The 17,199-nt window shown below is 60.1% G+C and carries 12 protein-coding genes and 1 tRNA gene; all 13 read left to right on the plus strand.

Features of this window, described 5'->3' with window-relative positions; genetic code table 11:
- Positions 1–290: 290 nt before the first annotated feature.
- The 13 genes from J4862_RS03135 (at position 291) to J4862_RS03195 (ending at position 16,868) form a co-directional block, all read left to right on the plus strand.
- Positions 291–1,490, plus strand: coding sequence for a pseudouridine synthase (locus J4862_RS03135; RefSeq protein ID WP_211789283.1), 1,200 nt, complete (start codon positions 291–293; stop codon positions 1,488–1,490).
- 15 nt (positions 1,491–1,505) lie between these two features.
- Positions 1,506–2,912 (plus strand): asparagine--tRNA ligase, encoded by a 1,407-nt coding sequence (gene asnS, locus J4862_RS03140; RefSeq protein ID WP_211789535.1) that lies wholly within the window; start codon positions 1,506–1,508, stop codon positions 2,910–2,912.
- 587 nt (positions 2,913–3,499) lie between these two features.
- The gene (gene gcvH, locus J4862_RS03145) at positions 3,500–3,880 is read left to right on the plus strand and encodes a glycine cleavage system protein GcvH (protein ID WP_211789284.1); all 381 of its coding nucleotides are present in this window, start codon (positions 3,500–3,502) and stop codon (positions 3,878–3,880) included.
- Complete coding sequence (gene purE / locus J4862_RS03150) at positions 3,877–4,389, plus strand: 5-(carboxyamino)imidazole ribonucleotide mutase (protein ID WP_249107445.1); 513 nt, start codon at positions 3,877–3,879, stop codon at positions 4,387–4,389. Before gcvH ends, purE begins: the two co-directional genes overlap by 4 nt.
- Positions 4,390–4,466: 77 nt before the next feature.
- Positions 4,467–6,242 (plus strand): (E)-4-hydroxy-3-methylbut-2-enyl-diphosphate synthase, encoded by a 1,776-nt coding sequence (gene ispG / locus J4862_RS03155; RefSeq protein WP_211789285.1) that lies wholly within the window; start codon positions 4,467–4,469, stop codon positions 6,240–6,242.
- 12 nt (positions 6,243–6,254) lie between these two features.
- The gene (dut, locus tag J4862_RS03160; RefSeq protein WP_211789286.1) at positions 6,255–6,692 is read left to right on the plus strand and encodes a dUTP diphosphatase; all 438 of its coding nucleotides are present in this window, start codon (positions 6,255–6,257) and stop codon (positions 6,690–6,692) included.
- Positions 6,693–6,826: 134 nt separating this feature from the next.
- Positions 6,827–11,269: a translocation/assembly module TamB domain-containing protein gene (locus tag J4862_RS03165; RefSeq protein WP_211789287.1), complete on the plus strand. Its 4,443-nt coding sequence runs from the start codon at positions 6,827–6,829 to the stop codon at positions 11,267–11,269.
- Between the two features lie 11 nt (positions 11,270–11,280).
- Positions 11,281–12,282, plus strand: a complete 1,002-nt coding sequence (locus J4862_RS03170) for a malate dehydrogenase (RefSeq protein ID WP_211789288.1) — start codon at positions 11,281–11,283, stop codon at positions 12,280–12,282.
- Between the two features lie 489 nt (positions 12,283–12,771).
- A complete protein-coding gene (locus J4862_RS03175) occupies positions 12,772–13,353 on the plus strand; it encodes a hypothetical protein (RefSeq protein ID WP_211789289.1) in 582 nt (193 codons plus the stop codon).
- Positions 13,354–13,503: 150 nt separating this feature from the next.
- Positions 13,504–13,576 (plus strand) — tRNA-Gly (locus J4862_RS03180).
- 73 nt (positions 13,577–13,649) lie between these two features.
- Positions 13,650–14,336, plus strand: coding sequence for a MarC family protein (locus J4862_RS03185; protein ID WP_211789290.1), 687 nt, complete (start codon positions 13,650–13,652; stop codon positions 14,334–14,336).
- A 25-nt stretch (positions 14,337–14,361) separates the two neighbouring features.
- A complete protein-coding gene (locus J4862_RS03190) occupies positions 14,362–16,305 on the plus strand; it encodes an NAD(+) synthase (protein WP_211789291.1) in 1,944 nt (647 codons plus the stop codon).
- 113 nt (positions 16,306–16,418) lie between these two features.
- Complete coding sequence (locus J4862_RS03195; RefSeq protein WP_211789292.1) at positions 16,419–16,868, plus strand: copper resistance protein NlpE; 450 nt, start codon at positions 16,419–16,421, stop codon at positions 16,866–16,868.
- Positions 16,869–17,199 lie beyond the last annotated feature (331 nt).

The following is a 17,199-nucleotide window of genomic DNA, read 5'->3' on the forward strand; positions in this document are numbered from 1 at the left end:
CCCCTCCCGTCTTCCCTAAAGGGGGCTAAAAGTCGCTAGGGAAGGGCCTGGTCAGACAGCTTGGTCGGGGTAGATGAGTGAGATACGCCAAAATCTTAGTATCTTTGTGCCAATAAAGGCATCACTCCGTACTTGGACCACCCTCCACCCTTAGGAGGAAGTAGCGATGCCACGACCAACGCATATATATGACCTACCGTCCCGAGCGGACTATATCCTTACATTGACCGAAGGGGAGCCGAGAGGCTGTCCTCCAGATCATCTTAAAACAAGCTTAACAACACCTAAACATGGCTGAAGACAAAGAGAAGCTATCTCGTCCTGATCAGCAGCGTACCCCATCGGCCAAGCCCCGAGTACGCACCCGTCGTATCCCTACCGCCTCGACCGATGGCCTGCAGGCCAGCTCGCATGGGACGACACCCTCACGCCGTCGCCGTGTGTACATCGCTTCGGACGACCTAGGCCACGACACGCCACGACCAGCACACACGCCTCGCCCTTCCTACCCCTCGAATCGCGGCTTCGACGATGCACAGCAGCGTGCTGGCGAGCAGCGCTCGCGCTACGACGAGCGCTACCAGGCCGAGCGTACCAGTGGCAACTACAGCTACAACTATAATCGCAGTGAGCGCCCCCAGCGCCCTGGCCCTCATGCCGCAGGCCCACGTCCAGGCGGCAAGAAGAAGGTCAAGAATGCCCCTAAGGGTAAGAAGCAGCGCCCCTTCACCCCGCCCGCACCCATCAAGTATGCCGAGGCTGTAGACCCCGCACAGGATCTGCGCCTCAATAAGTTCCTCGCCAACGCCGGAGTCTGTTCGCGTCGTGAGGCTGACCAGCTCATCCTCGCAGGGGAGATCACGGTCAACGGGCAGGTCGTCACCGAGCTGGGCTCGCGTGTCACACGCCTAGACGATGTCCGCTACAAGGGCGAGCCAGTATCTACGCAGAGCAAGGTCTACATCCTCCTCAACAAGCCTAAGAACTGCGTCACCACCTCCGACGACCCCGAGTGCCGCCAGACGGTCATGGACCTAGTCAAGGGCGCTTGTGAGGAGCGTATCTATCCCGTAGGCCGCCTCGACCGTAATACGACGGGGGTCATCCTGATCACCAATGACGGCGATCTCTCCTCCAAGCTGACGCACCCCTCCTTCATGAAGAAGAAGATCTACCACGTCTGGCTCGACAAGCCCGTATCCATCGAGGACATGCAGCGTATCGCTGAGGGCATCGAGCTCGAGGATGGCGAGATCCACGCAGACGCCTTGAGCTACGTCAAGGAGGATGATCTCAGCCAGGTCGGGATAGAGATCCACTCCGGTCGCAACCGTATCGTGCGTCGTATCTTCGAGCATCTGGGCTACCACGTGCATAAGTTGGACCGCGTCTACTTCGCTGGTCTGACGAAGAAGAACCTCCCACGTGGACGCTGGCGCTACCTTACTGAGCAGGAGGTCAACAACCTGCGTATGGGCGCTTTCGAATAGCAATCTACATACCTCATATACATAATGAAACGTACTAAAATCATCGATCTACTGCGCGGCGAGCTCGTCGGGCAGCAAGTCCTCGTCAAGGGCTGGGTGCGTACGCGCCGTGGTAACAAGGCCGTTAGCTTCGTTGCCCTCAATGACGGATCGATCATCCATAACCTGCAGATCGTCCTAGATCTAGCCAAGTTCTCCCCCGAGGAGCTGACGCTGATCACCACGGGTGCCAGCCTCAGTGTCGTCGGTACGCTTGTCGCCTCACAGGGGCAGGGGCAGACGGTAGAGCTCCAGGCGGAGCGCGTCGAGGTGCTCGGTGCAGCCGACCCCACGACCTACCCACTGCAGAAGAAGGGGCATAGCCTCGAGTTTCTCCGAGAGATCGCGCACCTGCGTCCGCGTACCAATACCTTCGGGGCGATCTACCGTATGCGCCACCACATGGCTATGGCCATCCATAGCTTCTTCCATGAACGTGGCTTCTTCTACGTCCACACGCCGCTCATCACCGCCAGTGATGCCGAGGGGGCTGGGCAGATGTTCCAGGTCACGACGCTGGACCTAGAGAACCTCCCTCGCACTGAGGAGGGCGCTGTAGACTATAAGGAGGACTTCTTCGCACGTCCTACCTCGCTCACCGTCTCGGGCCAGCTCGAGGGGGAGATGGCGGCTATGGCGCTCGGGGCGATCTATACCTTCGGCCCTACCTTCCGCGCTGAGAACTCCAATACGCCCCGTCACCTGGCGGAGTTCTGGATGATTGAGCCCGAGGTCGCCTTCCTCGAGATCGAGGAGAATATGGACCTAGCGGAGGACTTCATCAAGTACTGTGTACAGTGGGCTCTGGATCACTGCATGGAGGACCTCACCTTCCTCTCCGAGCACTACGACAAGGAGCTTATCGAGCGTCTACGCTTCGTCCTAGCACAGCCCTTCAAGCGCATGACCTACACCGAGGGTATAGAGATCCTCGAGGCAGCAGTAGCCGCTGGACACAAGTTCGAGTTCCCCATCTACTGGGGCGCAGATATGGCCAGCGAACATGAGCGCTACCTCGTCGAGGAGCACTTCCAGCGTCCCGTCATCGTCACCGACTACCCCAAGGAGATCAAGAGCTTCTACATGAAGCTCAACGAGGATGGCAAGACGGTGCGCGGTATGGACGTACTCTTCCCCAAGATCGGGGAGATCATCGGCGGATCGGAGCGTGAGGCCGACTACGACAAGCTGCTCCAGCGTGCTCAGGAGGTCGGTGTGCCCGAGAAGGACATCTGGTGGTACCTCGACTCTCGCCGCTATGGCACGGCACCTCACTCGGGCTTTGGGCTAGGCTTCGAGCGTCTGCTGCTCTTCGTCACGGGTATGGCCAATATCCGCGACGTCATCCCCTTCCCACGTACCCCACGTAGCGCAGAGTTCTAGTGACTCGGGGCCTTCGTCGAGAAGCCCCTAATATATAAGGAACGTGCGGTAAAGCCTCGGAGCTTTGCCGCACGCTCTTTTTATCCCCCTTGATGGCGGAGTCTGTGGGGTGGGGAAGGGGCTCGGGTCGAATTAGCTTAGCCTCCTCCCCGCCTTTTGCCATTGGATGAGGCGAAGGGACGCACGGACGCTCGTCTAGCTCTCGGATAGGGGGAAGGCCTTCCAAGGGATATCAGTCAGAGAGCTGAGTGCCGTCAGTCAGCCACGTGAGGGACGTCCGTCACGCGGCTGAGGGATATCCCTCGCGGAACTAGCAGCAGGCAGTTGCTTCGCTTGGCTTTCTTGCTCGTTGCCTTGAGGCGTGGGGCTAAGGAGGCTAGCTTTAGGGCTTCGTCGAGGGGATTGTTTAGTCCGCTTGAAGGGGGAGACTGCGGGGAGGAGAGTCGATGCTATTGGGGCAAGGATGGGGTGTGGCTAGGGGGATAGGGGCGCTCCCTTTTCCTTAGTTGCGAGATGTTGCTTATATTTGCTCTATAAAGAGCATGTAAGCAGATCACATTCACCTAACTTATAACCCCATTACGAACATGAACATTCCTCAAGAACTACGCTACACCAAGGAGCACGAATGGGCTCGCCTCGAGGGCGATGTCGTCTATGTCGGGATCACGGACTACGCTCAGGGCGAGCTCGGTGAGATAGTCTTCGTCGATGTAGACACGGAGGGCGATAGCCTAGAGGCCGAGGAAGTCTTTGGCTCGATCGAAGCCGTGAAGACCGTCTCCGACCTCATGCTGCCCATCGAGGGAGAGATCCTTGAGCTCAATCCCGAGCTAGAGGAGTCCCCCGAGCTCGTCAATAGCGACCCCTATGGCAAGGGTTGGATCGTCAAGGTCAAGCCTGCCAATGCAGAGGACCTCGACGGCCTGCTCTCGGCTGATGACTACAAGGCTCTGATCGCAGGATGAGCCTAAAGCCTCAGGTCAGCATCATCATGGGGAGCACCTCGGATCTCCCCGTCATGGAGAAGGCTGCAGCACGCCTGGATGCCCTCGGCGTACCCTTCGAGATCCTTGCCCTCTCGGCACACCGCACGCCTCGCGAGGTAGAGGCTTTTGCCTCCAGTGCCCATGAGCGTGGGATCAAGGTGATCATCGGTGCCGCTGGCATGGCGGCGCACCTCTGTGGAGTCATCGCCTCGATGACCTCGGTACCCGTCATCGGCGTGCCCATCAAGGCCAGCCTCGAGGGCGTCGATGCACTCTACTCCATCGTGCAGATGCCTCCAGGGATCCCCGTGGCTACTGTCGGGATCAACGCCGCAGAGAATGCCGCACTCCTGGCCGTGCAGATGATGGCTACGGGTGACCCCGAGCTCTACCAGCGCCTTGAGGAATACAAGGCTTCACTCAAGGATAAGGTCGTCAAGGCCAACGCCGAGCTCGCCGAGCTCAAGTACCGCTATAAGACGAACTAATCCTCCCAGCACGCTGTTGTAAACCCAGGTGCAGCTCATCGTGTGCTGCGCTTGGGTTTACTACGTTCACAAGCAATATGACAGACCAACATAGCTCCTCGCTCCTCTCCGAGCCTTGCCACTACGCCCGCCGTCGATCGGTAGCCGTATCTATAGGTACGACGCCGCTGGGGGCAGACTATCCCGTACGTGTCCAGTCTATGGCCACGACCTCTACCCTAGATACGGAGGCCTCCGTAGCTCAGGCCAAGCGCATCATCGGCGCGGGCGCAGAGTACCTGCGCTATACGGCGCAGGACAAGCGCGTCGCCCTGAGCCTAGGCCCCATCCACGCTGCACTGCGTGCCGAAGGGATCACGACGCCGCTCGTGGCGGACATCCACTTCAACCCCACAGCGGCCGACACCGCACTGGAGTACGTAGAGAAGGTACGTGTCAACCCGGGGAACTATGTTGATACGAAGGGCGTGAAGGAATGGACTGAGGAGATCTTCGCCTCTATGCACGCCCGTGTCGAGGAGCGCTTCGGGGTCTTTGTCGATCGTGCCAAGGAGCTTGGCCGTGCGATACGTATCGGGGTCAATCACGGTTCACTCTCCGAGCGTATGGTCATGCTCTACGGGGACACGCCCGAGGGGATGGTGCAGAGCTGCCTCGAGTACCTCGATGTCTGCCGTGCTCATGACTTCCACGACATCGTCATCTCGATGAAGAGCTCCAATACGCTCGTCATGACGGCTGCCGTGCGTCTCCTGGTGCAGCGCCTCGATGAGCTGGGCTATCCCGCCTATCCGCTGCACCTCGGGGTGACGGAGGCAGGTGAGGGCGAGGACGGTCGTATCAAGAGCGCCGTGGGTATAGGCTCGCTCCTGGCCGACGGTATCGGCGATACGATACGCGTATCCCTCAGTGAGGAGCCCGAGTGCGAGATCCCCGTGGCGCGCGCGCTGGTCGACTACATCAGCGCCCGTGCCGAGCTTCCCGCGCCTTCCTATAGCTTGTCTTGGGCTGAGTACCGCACCTTGGCTCGTGATGCCCGCCGTGAGTCCCGAGCCATAGGGCGCCTTGTCGGTGGGGCTAATCTCCCCATTGTCCTCTCGGAGCAGGGGGCTGAGGCCTTCGCCGAGCAGCGCCCCGATGTGTTGCGCTCTGGCGAGCGGCTCTTGCTCCCCGGCGGTACGCCCATCGTGGGGGTACGTGTCTACGAGCTCGAGGCGGGGACTGAGCTCGATGCGACGCTCCTCGAACAGATTCAGCAGGATGTAGAGGCGCTTGTCCTACTACGCAGCACGGGAGCCAATCCCGTCGCTGAGTGGCGCTGGGGCTTCGCTCAGCTACGCCGAGCAGGCGTCGAGGCGCCCATTATCCTATGTCGTCACTATGACGTGGCCGAGCTGGACGCCTTCAGACTCTATGCCGCCGCCGACTGTGGGAGCATCCTCCTTGATGGCTGGGCCAATGGTCTCTGCCTCTCCGCCGACGGGATTGCCCCCGATGAGCTCGTCAAGACGCAGCTCAGCATCCTGCAGGCGACGCGCCTCAGGATGAGCAAGACGGAGTTTATCAGTTGCCCTGGCTGCGGCCGGACGCTCTACAACCTACAAAATACCATCGCTGAGATCAAGGCTGCGACCTCGCACCTCAAGGGGCTCAAGATCGGCATCATGGGCTGTATCGTCAATGGTCCAGGGGAGATGGCGGACGCGGACTACGGCTATGTCGGTGCCGCCCCTGGCAAGATCGACCTATACAAGGGGCAGGAGTGCATCCAGAAGGGGGTCCCACAGGCGCAGGCCGTGGAGCACCTCATCAAGCTCATCAAGGACGGCGGGGACTGGAAGGACCCCGAATAAAGCGCTACAGATATGCTAGAGGTCAAGATAGTCAACCGCTCGCGCCATGCTCTACCCGCCTACGCTACGGCAGGGGCAGCAGGGATGGATCTTAGGGCACAGCTAGAGGCTCCCATCACCTTGGCTCCGCTCGGGCGTGTGCTCGTACCGACAGGCCTATTCATCGAATTGCCCCAGGGCTACGAGGCGCAGGTGCGTCCCCGTAGTGGGCTGGCGATCAAGCACGGGCTTACCGTCCTGAATAGCCCAGGGACGATAGACGCCGACTACCGCGGCGAGATCAAGGTTGCGCTGGTCAACCTCTCTGCCGAGCCCTTCGAGATACAGGACGGGGAGCGCATTGCACAGCTCGTCGTCGCCCGACACGAGCAGGTCGCATGGCAGCCCGTCGAGGAGCTCGGGGAGACCGAGCGCGGCGCAGGCGGATTCGGGCATACGGGGCGGGGGTAATGCTTCGTTACTCATCTAGAGGCTAGGGAAAGGCCTAGCTCTGGTCTTAGCTTATCCTTAGCCTAGCTGAGGAGCGGCTAGGCTAAGGCAGGACGTTCGTGTCATACATATATATAGAGTAGGATAGGGCAGGCATGCGCTACTGGCAAGTAAATAAGCACGTGCTGCGAGTGCTGAGAGTGGTCGTGAGGATCGCGCTCGGGCTCTTCCTATGCCTCTATGTACTCCCCTTATTACTCTTCCGCATCCCTGCGGTACAGCGTAATGTCGCTAGTCGGGTGAGCAAGGAGCTGACGAAGCTCTTCGACGCGCCCGTAAGCCTAGAGCGCGTCGACCTCCTGCGCTGGACGGATCTCGAGCTGCACCAGGTGCTGGTGCGCGATAGCCTCAATCGGCCTATGCTCACGGCTAGCCGACTCGTGGGGGGCATCAGTCTCCTAGATCTCATCACAGACCAAGAGGTACGGATCACCTCGGCTCGCCTCTTCTCGGCGCACCTATTGCTGGTACGGGATCCCCGTACGGGGCGACTGAATATCCAGCATGTGATCGATCACCTAGCACGCCCCAAGAAGGACAGCTCCTCGATCCCCGTCGACATCAATAGCATCATCATCCGCGACATGCGCTTGACGCTCGAGGAGGAGGGACGGCAGCGCCTTCGCCTGGATCGTATCTCGACGCGCATCCGACGCCTACGCTTCGCTCCGCAGTATGTGGGAGGGGCGCTCGATGAGCTCTCCTTTACCTCGAGCCTCGGCCTTGAGGTCACTGACCTTACGGGGCAGGTCGAGCTACGCCAGCAGCAACTCACGCTGCTGAACCTACAGCTGGCCTTACCCAAGAGCCAGGGCTCTATCCCCCTCCTTCAGCTCGACCTTACTAAGCGTGGACTGCCTATACTACAGGCCCTGCGCTTAGGGCGCTCCAGCCTGTCCCTCACGGACCTCGCCTTCTTCGCTCCCGCTTGGCGTGGCCGCAGCGAGGCGCTACAGCTCTCAGCCAGCTATCAGCAGGAGCCCCATGGGCGTGGTGTAGGGCAGCTCAGCGCAGAGCTAGCTGGACAGCTGGCCTTGGAGCAGAGCTTCCAGCTCTCGTGGGATGTGGAGGCGCACCTCCAGCAGCTGACGCTCAAGACCCCGACGCTGCAGCTCCGTAGCTCACTCCTCCCACTCATACTCCCCCTCCTTGGGCAGCAGGCCCTCCCCGAAGAGCTCATCACGCGTCTCGGCAAGCTTCGCTATCAGGGTGAGCTAAGCTATACCCCCTCACAGGAGCTCAAGGGGACGGGGCAGCTGGCCTCAGACCAAGGCCGCCTAGAGTATGAGCTCGCGGCGGTACTAAGCGGGCAGCAGCTGGAGCGCGTCACGGGCTTCGTCCGTACCGAGCAGTTTGACCTCGGCGCACTTCTTGGCCCTAAGACGGGGCTCGGGGCGCTGGCGGGGCAGGTGACGCTGGATGCTAAGCACGAAGGGCAAGGGCTAGAGGGCTGGAGCCTCAATGCCCTCGCGACGCTGCGCGACCTGGACTTCCGTGGCTATCGGTATCAGGGCCTGCAGCTAAGCCTCCAGCCACAGCAGGGGCAGCGCCATCTCGTAGATCTAAAGCTGGATGATCCCAATGCCGATCTGCACCTCGAGGGCTCGGCGCGCCTCAGCACTGAGGGGCTGCGTGACCTAGAGGCGCGCCTAGATCTCCAGCACGTGCGGGCTGACCAGCTGCACCTCCTCCCGAATCTTCATGAGGACCTAAGCCTGCAGGCCTCCCTCTCCCTAGACCGCATCGACCTAGATCGTATGCAGGGGCATATAGCCCTAGAGGGGCTCCAGCTCCAGGGGGGCTCGGGCCTCAAGCAGCTGGATGAGCTGCGCCTACGCCTGCATGGTAGCCCCGAACGTGGCCGCCTACTGCGCTTGACTTCCCCTTATCTCTCGGTGGAACTGACGGGGAACTATACCCTTGCCACCCTGATCCCCGACGCGCAGCAGACGCTGAGCCACCACCTCCCCTCCCTCTTCCCGCCCAATCCTCTGTGGGCTCGCCGAGCTGCCCAGGCAAGCTATGAGCTGCGCCTGGAGCTCAAGCAGATCCCTGAGGTATGGGCCGAATACCTGCGCCTCCCCCTTGGCCTAGATCAGGGGGCACACCTCTGGGCGACACTCGAGGGCGATGCGCGGCGCATCCAGTGCCACGCCAGCTTCCCGCAGCTGCGCTTGGGGGCGAATCAGCTGCGCTCGGCTAAGCTCGACTTCGATGGGGAGACGCTGGAGCTAAGCTCCGATCTAAGGCTTGCTAAGGGTGCCCTACTCAAGGGGCTCCTTCTTCGCAGCCAGCTCAGTCAGGATAGTATCTACACCCAGCTCAACCTCGGGGAGGATGACAAGGGCGTCTCGAATGGGACGCTGGGACTGGCGGCACGCTTCCTCCGTACCCCCGAGCGTCACCTCGGGATACAGCTGGGGTTAGACTCCTCGCGCCTTCGTATTCATAGCGAGGCCTGGCGTATCGCACCAGCTACGCTGCGCTGGCAGCCAGGCTTACTCTCAGTCGATGGACTTGACCTCTCGAGTGCGGACCGCCGCGTCAGCGTCTCGGGACGCCTCAGCGAGCACGCAGGGGACCGCCTCTCGGTAGCCCTGCAGCGGATCAACCTACTCTATATCCTCGAGTCGATCGGGGTAGGCTTCAACATGCTGGATGCCGACCTCACGGGTACGGGCACAGCTAGCCTGCGTGCAGGCGTCGTCTCGGCCTCGGCTGATGTCTCGAGTGCCTCCTTCCACGTCAAGGGCGTGGATGTCGGCGCGCTCCGAGCAGCGCTGCACTTCAATAGCTCCGAGGGCCTCATCCATCTCGACGGTGAGGTGCAGCAGCCTGAGGGCGGCCACTCGGCTGTCGCGGGCTATATCCGTCCTGTGGGTGGAGCGGGCATTGACCTACGCTTCGATGCCGAGCGCCTGCGCACGGACTTCATCGCTAAGTTCATGGATACGCTCTTCGACGAAGTCCGAGGACGGGCCACGGGCAAGATGCGCCTTTTCGGTCGCTTTGAGGAAGGGGTGACGGTCGAGGGCCTTGCCGACGTGACGGAGGGAAGCATCGGGGTGCGCCTGCTCGGCACGCGCTACCTTTTCGAGGGGCCCCTACGCTTTACTCCCGAGAGCATCCTCTTTGATAAGATCCCCGTCCGAGACGACGAGGGACATACCGGGCGCCTAGATGGCAGCATACGCCACCGCTTCTTTGACCACTTCGACCTCGACCTGCACGCCGATGGGCTGGACCGTATGAAGGTGCTGCAGACGCAGAGCAAGCAGAGCCTACCCTTCTTCGGGACGGCCTATGGCTCTGGGCGGGCTACGCTGAGGGGCAAGCTTCCCCGCCTGCAGCTGGGCGTCGAGATGACGGCGCAGCAGGGGACGGATGTGACGCTGGACTTCAATCAGACGGATGTGCGCAAGGAGGATCGCCTCTTTACCTTCAAGCCGCTGCGTCCCCGCTCCGAGCGGGATAGCCTCCTGTATCTGCCCCTGCCCCCGCCCGAGGAGGCTCAGGGGACGGAGCTCAATATGCAGATGAGCCTACGTGTGACGCCTGCCGCGCAGCTGACGCTTCGCTTAGGCTCGGGCGAGATCCCTAATGAGGTGAAGGCGCGCTGTGAAGGGGCCTTGACGATCGACGTCCCCCATATCGGTTCGCCCAAGACCTACGGCTCGCTGCGCCTTGTCGAGGGCTCCTATGTCTTCAACTTCGAGCAGCTCACCCGCCGCCGCTTCACCCTGCGCGAGGGCGGTTCGTTGGACTTTCGTGGCGATCCTATGGCTGCGGAGATCGACCTCAAGGCCAGCTACAGCCTCACGGCGAGCATCTCTGATCTAGATGCCACGCTGGCTGCAGAGGCTAGGCGCAATACCGTCCCGGTGAACTGTATCCTACAGCTGGGTGGTGTGATCACGCAGCCCAGTATCAACCTCGGACTGGAGCTGCCAGGTGCTGAGCCCGAGATCGAGCGCCGCCTGCAGTCGCTGATCAATACCCGCGATGAGCGCAATCGACAGGTGCTCTACCTGATGACGCTCGGGAAGTTCTACACGCCTGAGACACGTCAGACGACCACGACCTCGGTGTCTGATGGCTGGGCCTCGCTAGCCTCCTCGACGATCTCGGAGCAGCTGACCAACCTCCTGGGCAACCTGTCGAAGGACATCCAGTTCGGTACCAACATCCGCACGAGCAATACCGCCTTCGAGGATACGGACGTCGAGCTACAGTTCTCGGGGAGCTGGTTCAATAACCGCCTCTCCATCAATGGTAATGTGGGCTACCATAACAATCCCTTCCTCCAAGGGAAGTACATCGGGGAGTTCGACCTCGAGTATAAGCTCAACCCCGAGGGGACCCTCCGCTTGAAGGGATACAACCACTACAACAATATGTACCAGTACCTCCGTCAGTCACTGACGACGCAGGGAATAGGCGTCATGTTCCAGCGGCGCTTTGACTCCTTCTCCGAGCTACTGTCGCGTAAGCAAGCGAAAAAGCGTACATTTGTGCCAAAGCAACAACCATCACATTAAGTGCAAATATTATGAGCTACCTAACACAAGACAAGCTTACCATCGTAGGCGCTGCTGGTATGATCGGGTCAAACATGGCACAGACTGCTGCCATGATGGCTCTGACGCCTAACATCTGTCTCTATGACCCCTTCCCCACGGGACTCGAGGGTGTCGCGGAGGAAATCCGCCACTGTGGCTTCGAGGGGCTGAACCTTACCTTTACCTCTGATATCAAGGAGGCTCTCACCGGGGCTAAGTACGTAGTATCCTCGGGTGGCGCTCCTCGTAAGGACGGCATGACCCGCGAGGATCTGCTCAAGGGCAACGCTGAGATCGCAGCCCAGCTGGGTAAGGATATCAAGGCTTACTGCCCCGATGTCCGCCACGTAGTCATTATCTTCAACCCCGCTGACATCACGGGGCTCGTCACTCTGATCCACTCCGGGCTACGTCCCGAGCAGGTCACGACCCTCGCTGCTCTCGACTCTACGCGTCTGCAGAGCGAGCTCGCCAAGCACTTCGGCGTAGCACAGAGCGAAGTCGTAGGGGCTCGTACCTACGGTGGCCACGGTGAGGCTATGGCTGTCTTCTCGAGCGGTGCTACCGTCGCTGGCAAGCCGCTCTCCTCGCTCATCGGTACCGAGGCGCTGTCCGAGGCTACCTGGGCTGAGATCAAGGAACGCGTCACGAAGGGCGGTGCCAACATCATCAAGCTCCGTGGTCGCTCCTCCTTCCAGAGCCCTGCCTATGTCTCTATCGAGATGATCCGCGCTGCTATGGGTGGTGCTCCCTTCCGTTGGCCCGCTGGCTGCTATGTCAATATCGACGGTATGGACCATGTCGTCATGGGCATGGAGACGGTGCTCGACAAGGATGGTGTACACTACAGCCACGAGCTCAAGGGGAGCGAAGCCGAGAAGGCTGCACTCAAGAAGAGCTACGAGCATCTGGTGAAGATGCGCGACGAGGTCATCGGCATGGGCGTCATCCCTGCTGTGGCTGATTGGAGCAAGGTTAACCCCAATCTCTAGGCCGCGCAAGGACGATTCCCGTCCACGACGCTTTGAGCCCCCTATCCTCCAGTTGCCTTAGGGCGCTGCAGGGTAGGGGGCTTTGCTATGTCTACTCTTGGACAAGGTCAGCCGCTTGGGACGGTTTACAGCGGCTTTCCCTCTTGTGCGCTCGCTACGAGGCTGTAGAGGAAGTCGGCGCAGTAGCCTTGGAAGTTGCATAAGGTGAAGCGGCCAAGACTGCTGCGCTTTGGCTTGGAGTGATGCTGAAGTCCTTGCTGCAGCGCGATGCGAGTAGTGGGGGAGGGCTCGTGAAGGATATCAGTCAGGAGGCTGAGGGCCGTCAGTGGCGAGCGTGAGGGATAGGCATTAGCAGCCTGAGGGATATCCCTCATAGAGCCTAGTGGCGGGCTGTCGGCGTGCTACGGCTTTTTCTGAACCCCGCTGAGGAGGCTTGGCCTAAGAGCTGTATCTTTGCAGCACGAAAGATTACAGATAAGTACAGACGATATGGATATACAGGAATACCAGTCAGAGTATCGGGCTAAGGTGCTGCAGCAGCTGACGGACTACGCTCGGGAGAAGGGATATGGCAGTGTTCGCCTCCTAGAGACCGATGACCTAGACGAGATCGCCCCAGTCTTGCTTCGGGCTTATTTCGCTGACTCCGTACCCGACTTTGCCCAGTATCCTGCGGTCTCACTAGGCTGGAGCTGCTTCGTCGGCGTCGCGCTCGCGGTCCTATGGGACAGCGACTGGGAGAAGTATGGGGCGGCTCCGGAGCAGCTCTACCCGATGATACGCGATGCGCGTGGCTGGGATGAGCTGGATGAGTACGTCCTGGAGGAGGTGCTGGGGTGGCAGCTGGATAGTGAGGAGGCGAAGGCGCTGACGAACTTCTTCAAAAGCGCTGTAGAGCTCTGCTATACGACGCTGCGCCATGAGCGTATCGAGCCCGGGACGCCTGCGGCCTTCCAGCTCTATGGGGCCACGGTCTTCGCCCTCTATAAGCTCGGAGTCTCCGCCGGGCTGAAGATCCTAGGCTATAAGCTGGAGGCGGTGCAGCCTCAGTCTATGGGGCTGCCGAACTAAGGTGTAGCTGGGCGCGGGCTCTGTGTGGACTCGCCGAGCAGGCGGCATAGGGTCGAAGCCGATGCTGTAGAACCACTTTGCTAGGCTACTTGCAGCGAATAGATATTCTTATTACCTTTGCACCAGCAAGCCCTAAGGGGTATCAAGATCGCGGTAGTAGCTCAGTTGGTAGAGCATCAGCTTCCCAAGCTGAGGGTCACGAGTTCGAGCCTCGCCTACCGCTCTGATGGAGGGGTACCTTTCTCATGAGAGGTATCCCTCTTTGCTGTCACTACACAAGTACAGATTACACGCCTATGCTCGGTTTACCTCTACTGGCTGCAGCTAGCGAAGGCATCTTTGCTAAGCTGGTACACGAACTAAGCCTCTTCGATCTTGACCAGCTCTACAAGAGCTTCCTTACGCTCTTCGTCACGATAGATATCATCGGGGCTATCCCCATCATCCTCTCACTGAAGTCCAAGGGCAAGGTGTATAATGCCACGCAGGTCGGTGCCTACTCGGGACTCATTCTGCTGGTCTTCCTCTTCGTCGGGGAGCGCCTCTTGCAGTCCTTCGGAGCCGATATCTCGACCTTCGGCGTGGCGGGGGGGATCGTCCTCTTCGTGATGGCCGTGGAGATGATCTTCGGGCTCGAGATCTTCAAGAGTGAGGAGGATGACAATGGCAACTCCACCTTCGTGCCGCTGGTCTTTCCCCTCTTTGCAGGCGCTGCCTCCTTCACCACGCTCCTCACGCTGCGCTCGGATGGGATGGCGATGATCAACCTCGCGCTGAGCATCGTCGTCAATATGATCCTCGTCTACCTCGTCCTCCGCTACGTCTCTATCCTAGACCGTCTGCTCGGGGCCAACGGGGTGTACATCCTGCGCAAATTCTTTGGGGTCGTGCTCCTGGCTATATCGGTGAAGTTCATCACCAAGAACCTCATAGACGTCATCGCCATGGTGCAGCACGGTGTGGCTGCGCTGGGCGCTCAGTAGCTGATACTACGTATACATTATATATATGAAGCATGGATTCATCAAGGTAGCAGCGGCGGTACCCTTCGTCCGCGTCGCTGACTGCCAGTACAACATAGAGCATATCGAGGCGCAGGTGCGCCAGGCTGACGCTCAGGGAGTAGAGATCATGACCTTCCCCGAGCTCTGCATCACGGGCTACACCTGTGGGGACCTCTTCCTCAAGCCCTTCTTGATCCGCCAGGCGCAGGAGTCGCTCCTCGAGCTGGCGCATCGTACGGCGGATACCGAGGTGCTCTTCATCGTCGGGATGCCTATACTCATCGAGTCGCAGCTCTTCAATGCGGCCGTCGCCCTACAGGGGGGGCGCATCCTCGGCGCCATACCCAAGACCTACCTGCCGAACTATCGCGAGTTCCAGGAGGCACGCTGGTTCTCGCCTGCCAAGGACCTGCAGCTAGCGACCATACAGATAGGGGAGCAGCAGGTGCCCATAGGCTATAATGTCCTCTTCCGCTCGGGTGGGGTGGCCATCGGCATCGAGATCTGCGAGGATATGTGGACGCCCTACACCCCTGGGACGCGCCTCACGCTCTACGGCGCACAGATCATCTTCAACCTCTCGGCGAGCAATGAACTGGTGGGGAAGAACACCTATCTACGTAGCCTCATCAGCGGCCTCTCCTCGCAGAACCTCTGTGGCTATGTCTACGCCTCCTGCGGCTATGGCGAGAGCAGCACCGACACCGTGCTCACGGGCAAGGCCTTCATCGCCGAGGTCGGTAAGCTGCTGGTGGAGATGCCCCGCTTCGTCTACGAGGAGCGCATGATCATCAGTGATATCGATATCAGCCGCATTGACTACGACCGCATGAGTAGCAATAGCTTCAACGCCTCGGTGGCAGACCATACGGAGCGCGGGCTGCTGACGGAGATCCCCTTCCGTCTGCGCAGCGAGGAGGCCTCGCACGACATCGACCGCACGATCGATCAGAACCCCTTCTATCCAGATAATGGGACGCGTGATGAGCGTGCCGAGGAGACCTTTGACATCCAGGTCAGCGCCCTCGTGCAGCGCCTGCGTCACATGGGTGCCGAGCATGCCGTCCTGGGCATCTCGGGCGGACTAGACTCTACGCTGGCGCTGCTCGTGACGGTGGGCGCCTTTGACTTCCTAGGCCTCGATCGCAAGGGCATCATCGGCGTGACTATGCCTGGCCTCGGCACGAGTAGCCACACCAAGGGCAATGCCCTGCGTCTGATGGAGCTGCTGGGGATCACGCAGCGCACCATCGACATCAAGGATGCCTGCCTGCGTCACTTCGAGGCCATCGGTCACGACCCTGCTGTGCAGGACGTCGTCTATGAGAATGCCCAGGCGCGCGAGCGTACGCAGATCCTGATGGATCTGGCCAATGCCTACAACGCACCCGTGATCGGGACGGGCGACCTCTCGGAGCTCGCCCTCGGCTGGTGCACCTACAACGGCGATCACATGTCTATGTACGCGGTCAATGCCGGCCTGCCGAAGACGGGGGTACAGCTCGTCGTGGCCTATCTGGGGCGCTCGGAGCGCTTCGGCCACGAGCTGCGTGAGGTGCTGCGCTCCATCGTCGAGACGCCCATCTCTCCCGAGCTGAAGCCCGTGGATGCCTCAGGCGCGATCCAGCAGAAGACCGAGGACGTCGTCGGCCCCTACGAGCTGCACGACTTCTTCCTCTATAACTTCCTTGGCTTCGGCTACGAGCCGAGCAAGATCTACTACCTGGCTTGCCTCGCCTTCAAGGATAAGTACGACGAGGAGTCCATCTATCGCTGGCTACGTACTTTCTACTACCGCTTCTTCACGCAGCAGTACAAGCGCACCTGTATGCCCGATGGACCTAAGGTCAGCCGCGTGAGTCTCTCGCCTCGTGGCGACTGGCGTGTCCCCAGCGATGTAGCCCCTACGGCCTGGCTGCGCGAGCTTGATTCGCTGCGCCCTAGCTAATCTTTGGCAGGGCTTGGTGGTATATCCTGTTTTTTTTGTACGTTTGCACCAGCAACGGGCTACAGAGTGGCTGAATCACGAAGGACCCGTATAGGAATTAACTTAAAGGAATTATGAAGAAAGTATTTGTTTCTTTTGCAGTTCTTGCTATGGCCCTCGCATCTTGCGGCCAGAGCAATCAGGAGGCTAACCAGGCAGACAGCCTAGCCCAGGACTCCGTGACGGCTACCGTAGCAGAGGCAGCTCCCCAGGGTGAAGCACACCTCGGTACCTACGTAGGTACGATCCCTGGTGGGGACGGCTCTGTCAAGACCACCATCACGCTCAACGCTGATGGCACCTACAGCTCTCGCGAAGAGTTCTCCAAGGCTGGTCAGGAGCCCATCGAGGAGAACGGCACCTACACGCTGGGTGCTGACGGCCTCGTGACGCTGATCACTCCCTCCTCTGGGAACGAGCGCTACTTCAAGGTAGCAGAGGGTACCCTCACGCTCCTCGATCAGGCTACGAAGCAGGCTCCTACGGGCGAACTCGCTGCTCAGTACGTCCTGACGAAGCAGTAAGAGACGCGCATAGCCTAAGCTAAGCACACAGGCGACAGCCGCAGGGAACGGAGCTAAGTTCCCTGCGGCTGTCTCGTTTTACTTCGCTACGGCAGCCCCCAGCAAGGCCTATGAGCTTTGCTGGGGGCTGTTGTTTTATTCGCTTGGAGCCTTTCGGCCGAGTTCGTGACCTTGCGACAGAGGGGGTAAGAGGTACCACTCAGGCTGGGGAAGGGTATCAGTCAGAGGGCCGAAGGATATCCCTCACGAGGCTGACTGATAGCCCTCAGCGCCGTGCGACTTATCGCTTAGCGCTCTGATGCCTAGGCTGAGGGCGTCTACCCCTTGAGTC

It is taken from the genome of Porphyromonas sp. oral taxon 275, assembly GCF_018127745.1.
Classification (GTDB): Bacteria; Bacteroidota; Bacteroidia; order Bacteroidales; family Porphyromonadaceae; genus Porphyromonas.

What these genes read in the sequence shown, in the direction of transcription:
- J4862_RS03135 (WP_211789283.1), top strand. Translation starts at nt 291, where the DNA reads ATGGCTGAAGACAAAGAGAAGCTATCTCGTCCTGATCAGCAGCGTACC.
- gcvH (WP_211789284.1), top strand. Translation starts at nt 3,500, where the DNA reads ATGAACATTCCTCAAGAACTACGCTACACCAAGGAGCACGAATGGGCT.
- purE (WP_249107445.1), top strand. Translation starts at nt 3,877, where the DNA reads ATGAGCCTAAAGCCTCAGGTCAGCATCATCATGGGGAGCACCTCGGAT.
- ispG (WP_211789285.1), top strand. Translation starts at nt 4,467, where the DNA reads ATGACAGACCAACATAGCTCCTCGCTCCTCTCCGAGCCTTGCCACTAC.
- dut (WP_211789286.1), top strand. Translation starts at nt 6,255, where the DNA reads ATGCTAGAGGTCAAGATAGTCAACCGCTCGCGCCATGCTCTACCCGCC.
- J4862_RS03165 (WP_211789287.1), top strand. Translation starts at nt 6,827, where the DNA reads ATGCGCTACTGGCAAGTAAATAAGCACGTGCTGCGAGTGCTGAGAGTG.
- J4862_RS03170 (WP_211789288.1), top strand. Translation starts at nt 11,281, where the DNA reads ATGAGCTACCTAACACAAGACAAGCTTACCATCGTAGGCGCTGCTGGT.
- J4862_RS03175 (WP_211789289.1), top strand. Translation starts at nt 12,772, where the DNA reads ATGGATATACAGGAATACCAGTCAGAGTATCGGGCTAAGGTGCTGCAG.
- J4862_RS03185 (WP_211789290.1), top strand. Translation starts at nt 13,650, where the DNA reads ATGCTCGGTTTACCTCTACTGGCTGCAGCTAGCGAAGGCATCTTTGCT.
- J4862_RS03190 (WP_211789291.1), top strand. Translation starts at nt 14,362, where the DNA reads ATGAAGCATGGATTCATCAAGGTAGCAGCGGCGGTACCCTTCGTCCGC.
- J4862_RS03195 (WP_211789292.1), top strand. Translation starts at nt 16,419, where the DNA reads ATGAAGAAAGTATTTGTTTCTTTTGCAGTTCTTGCTATGGCCCTCGCA.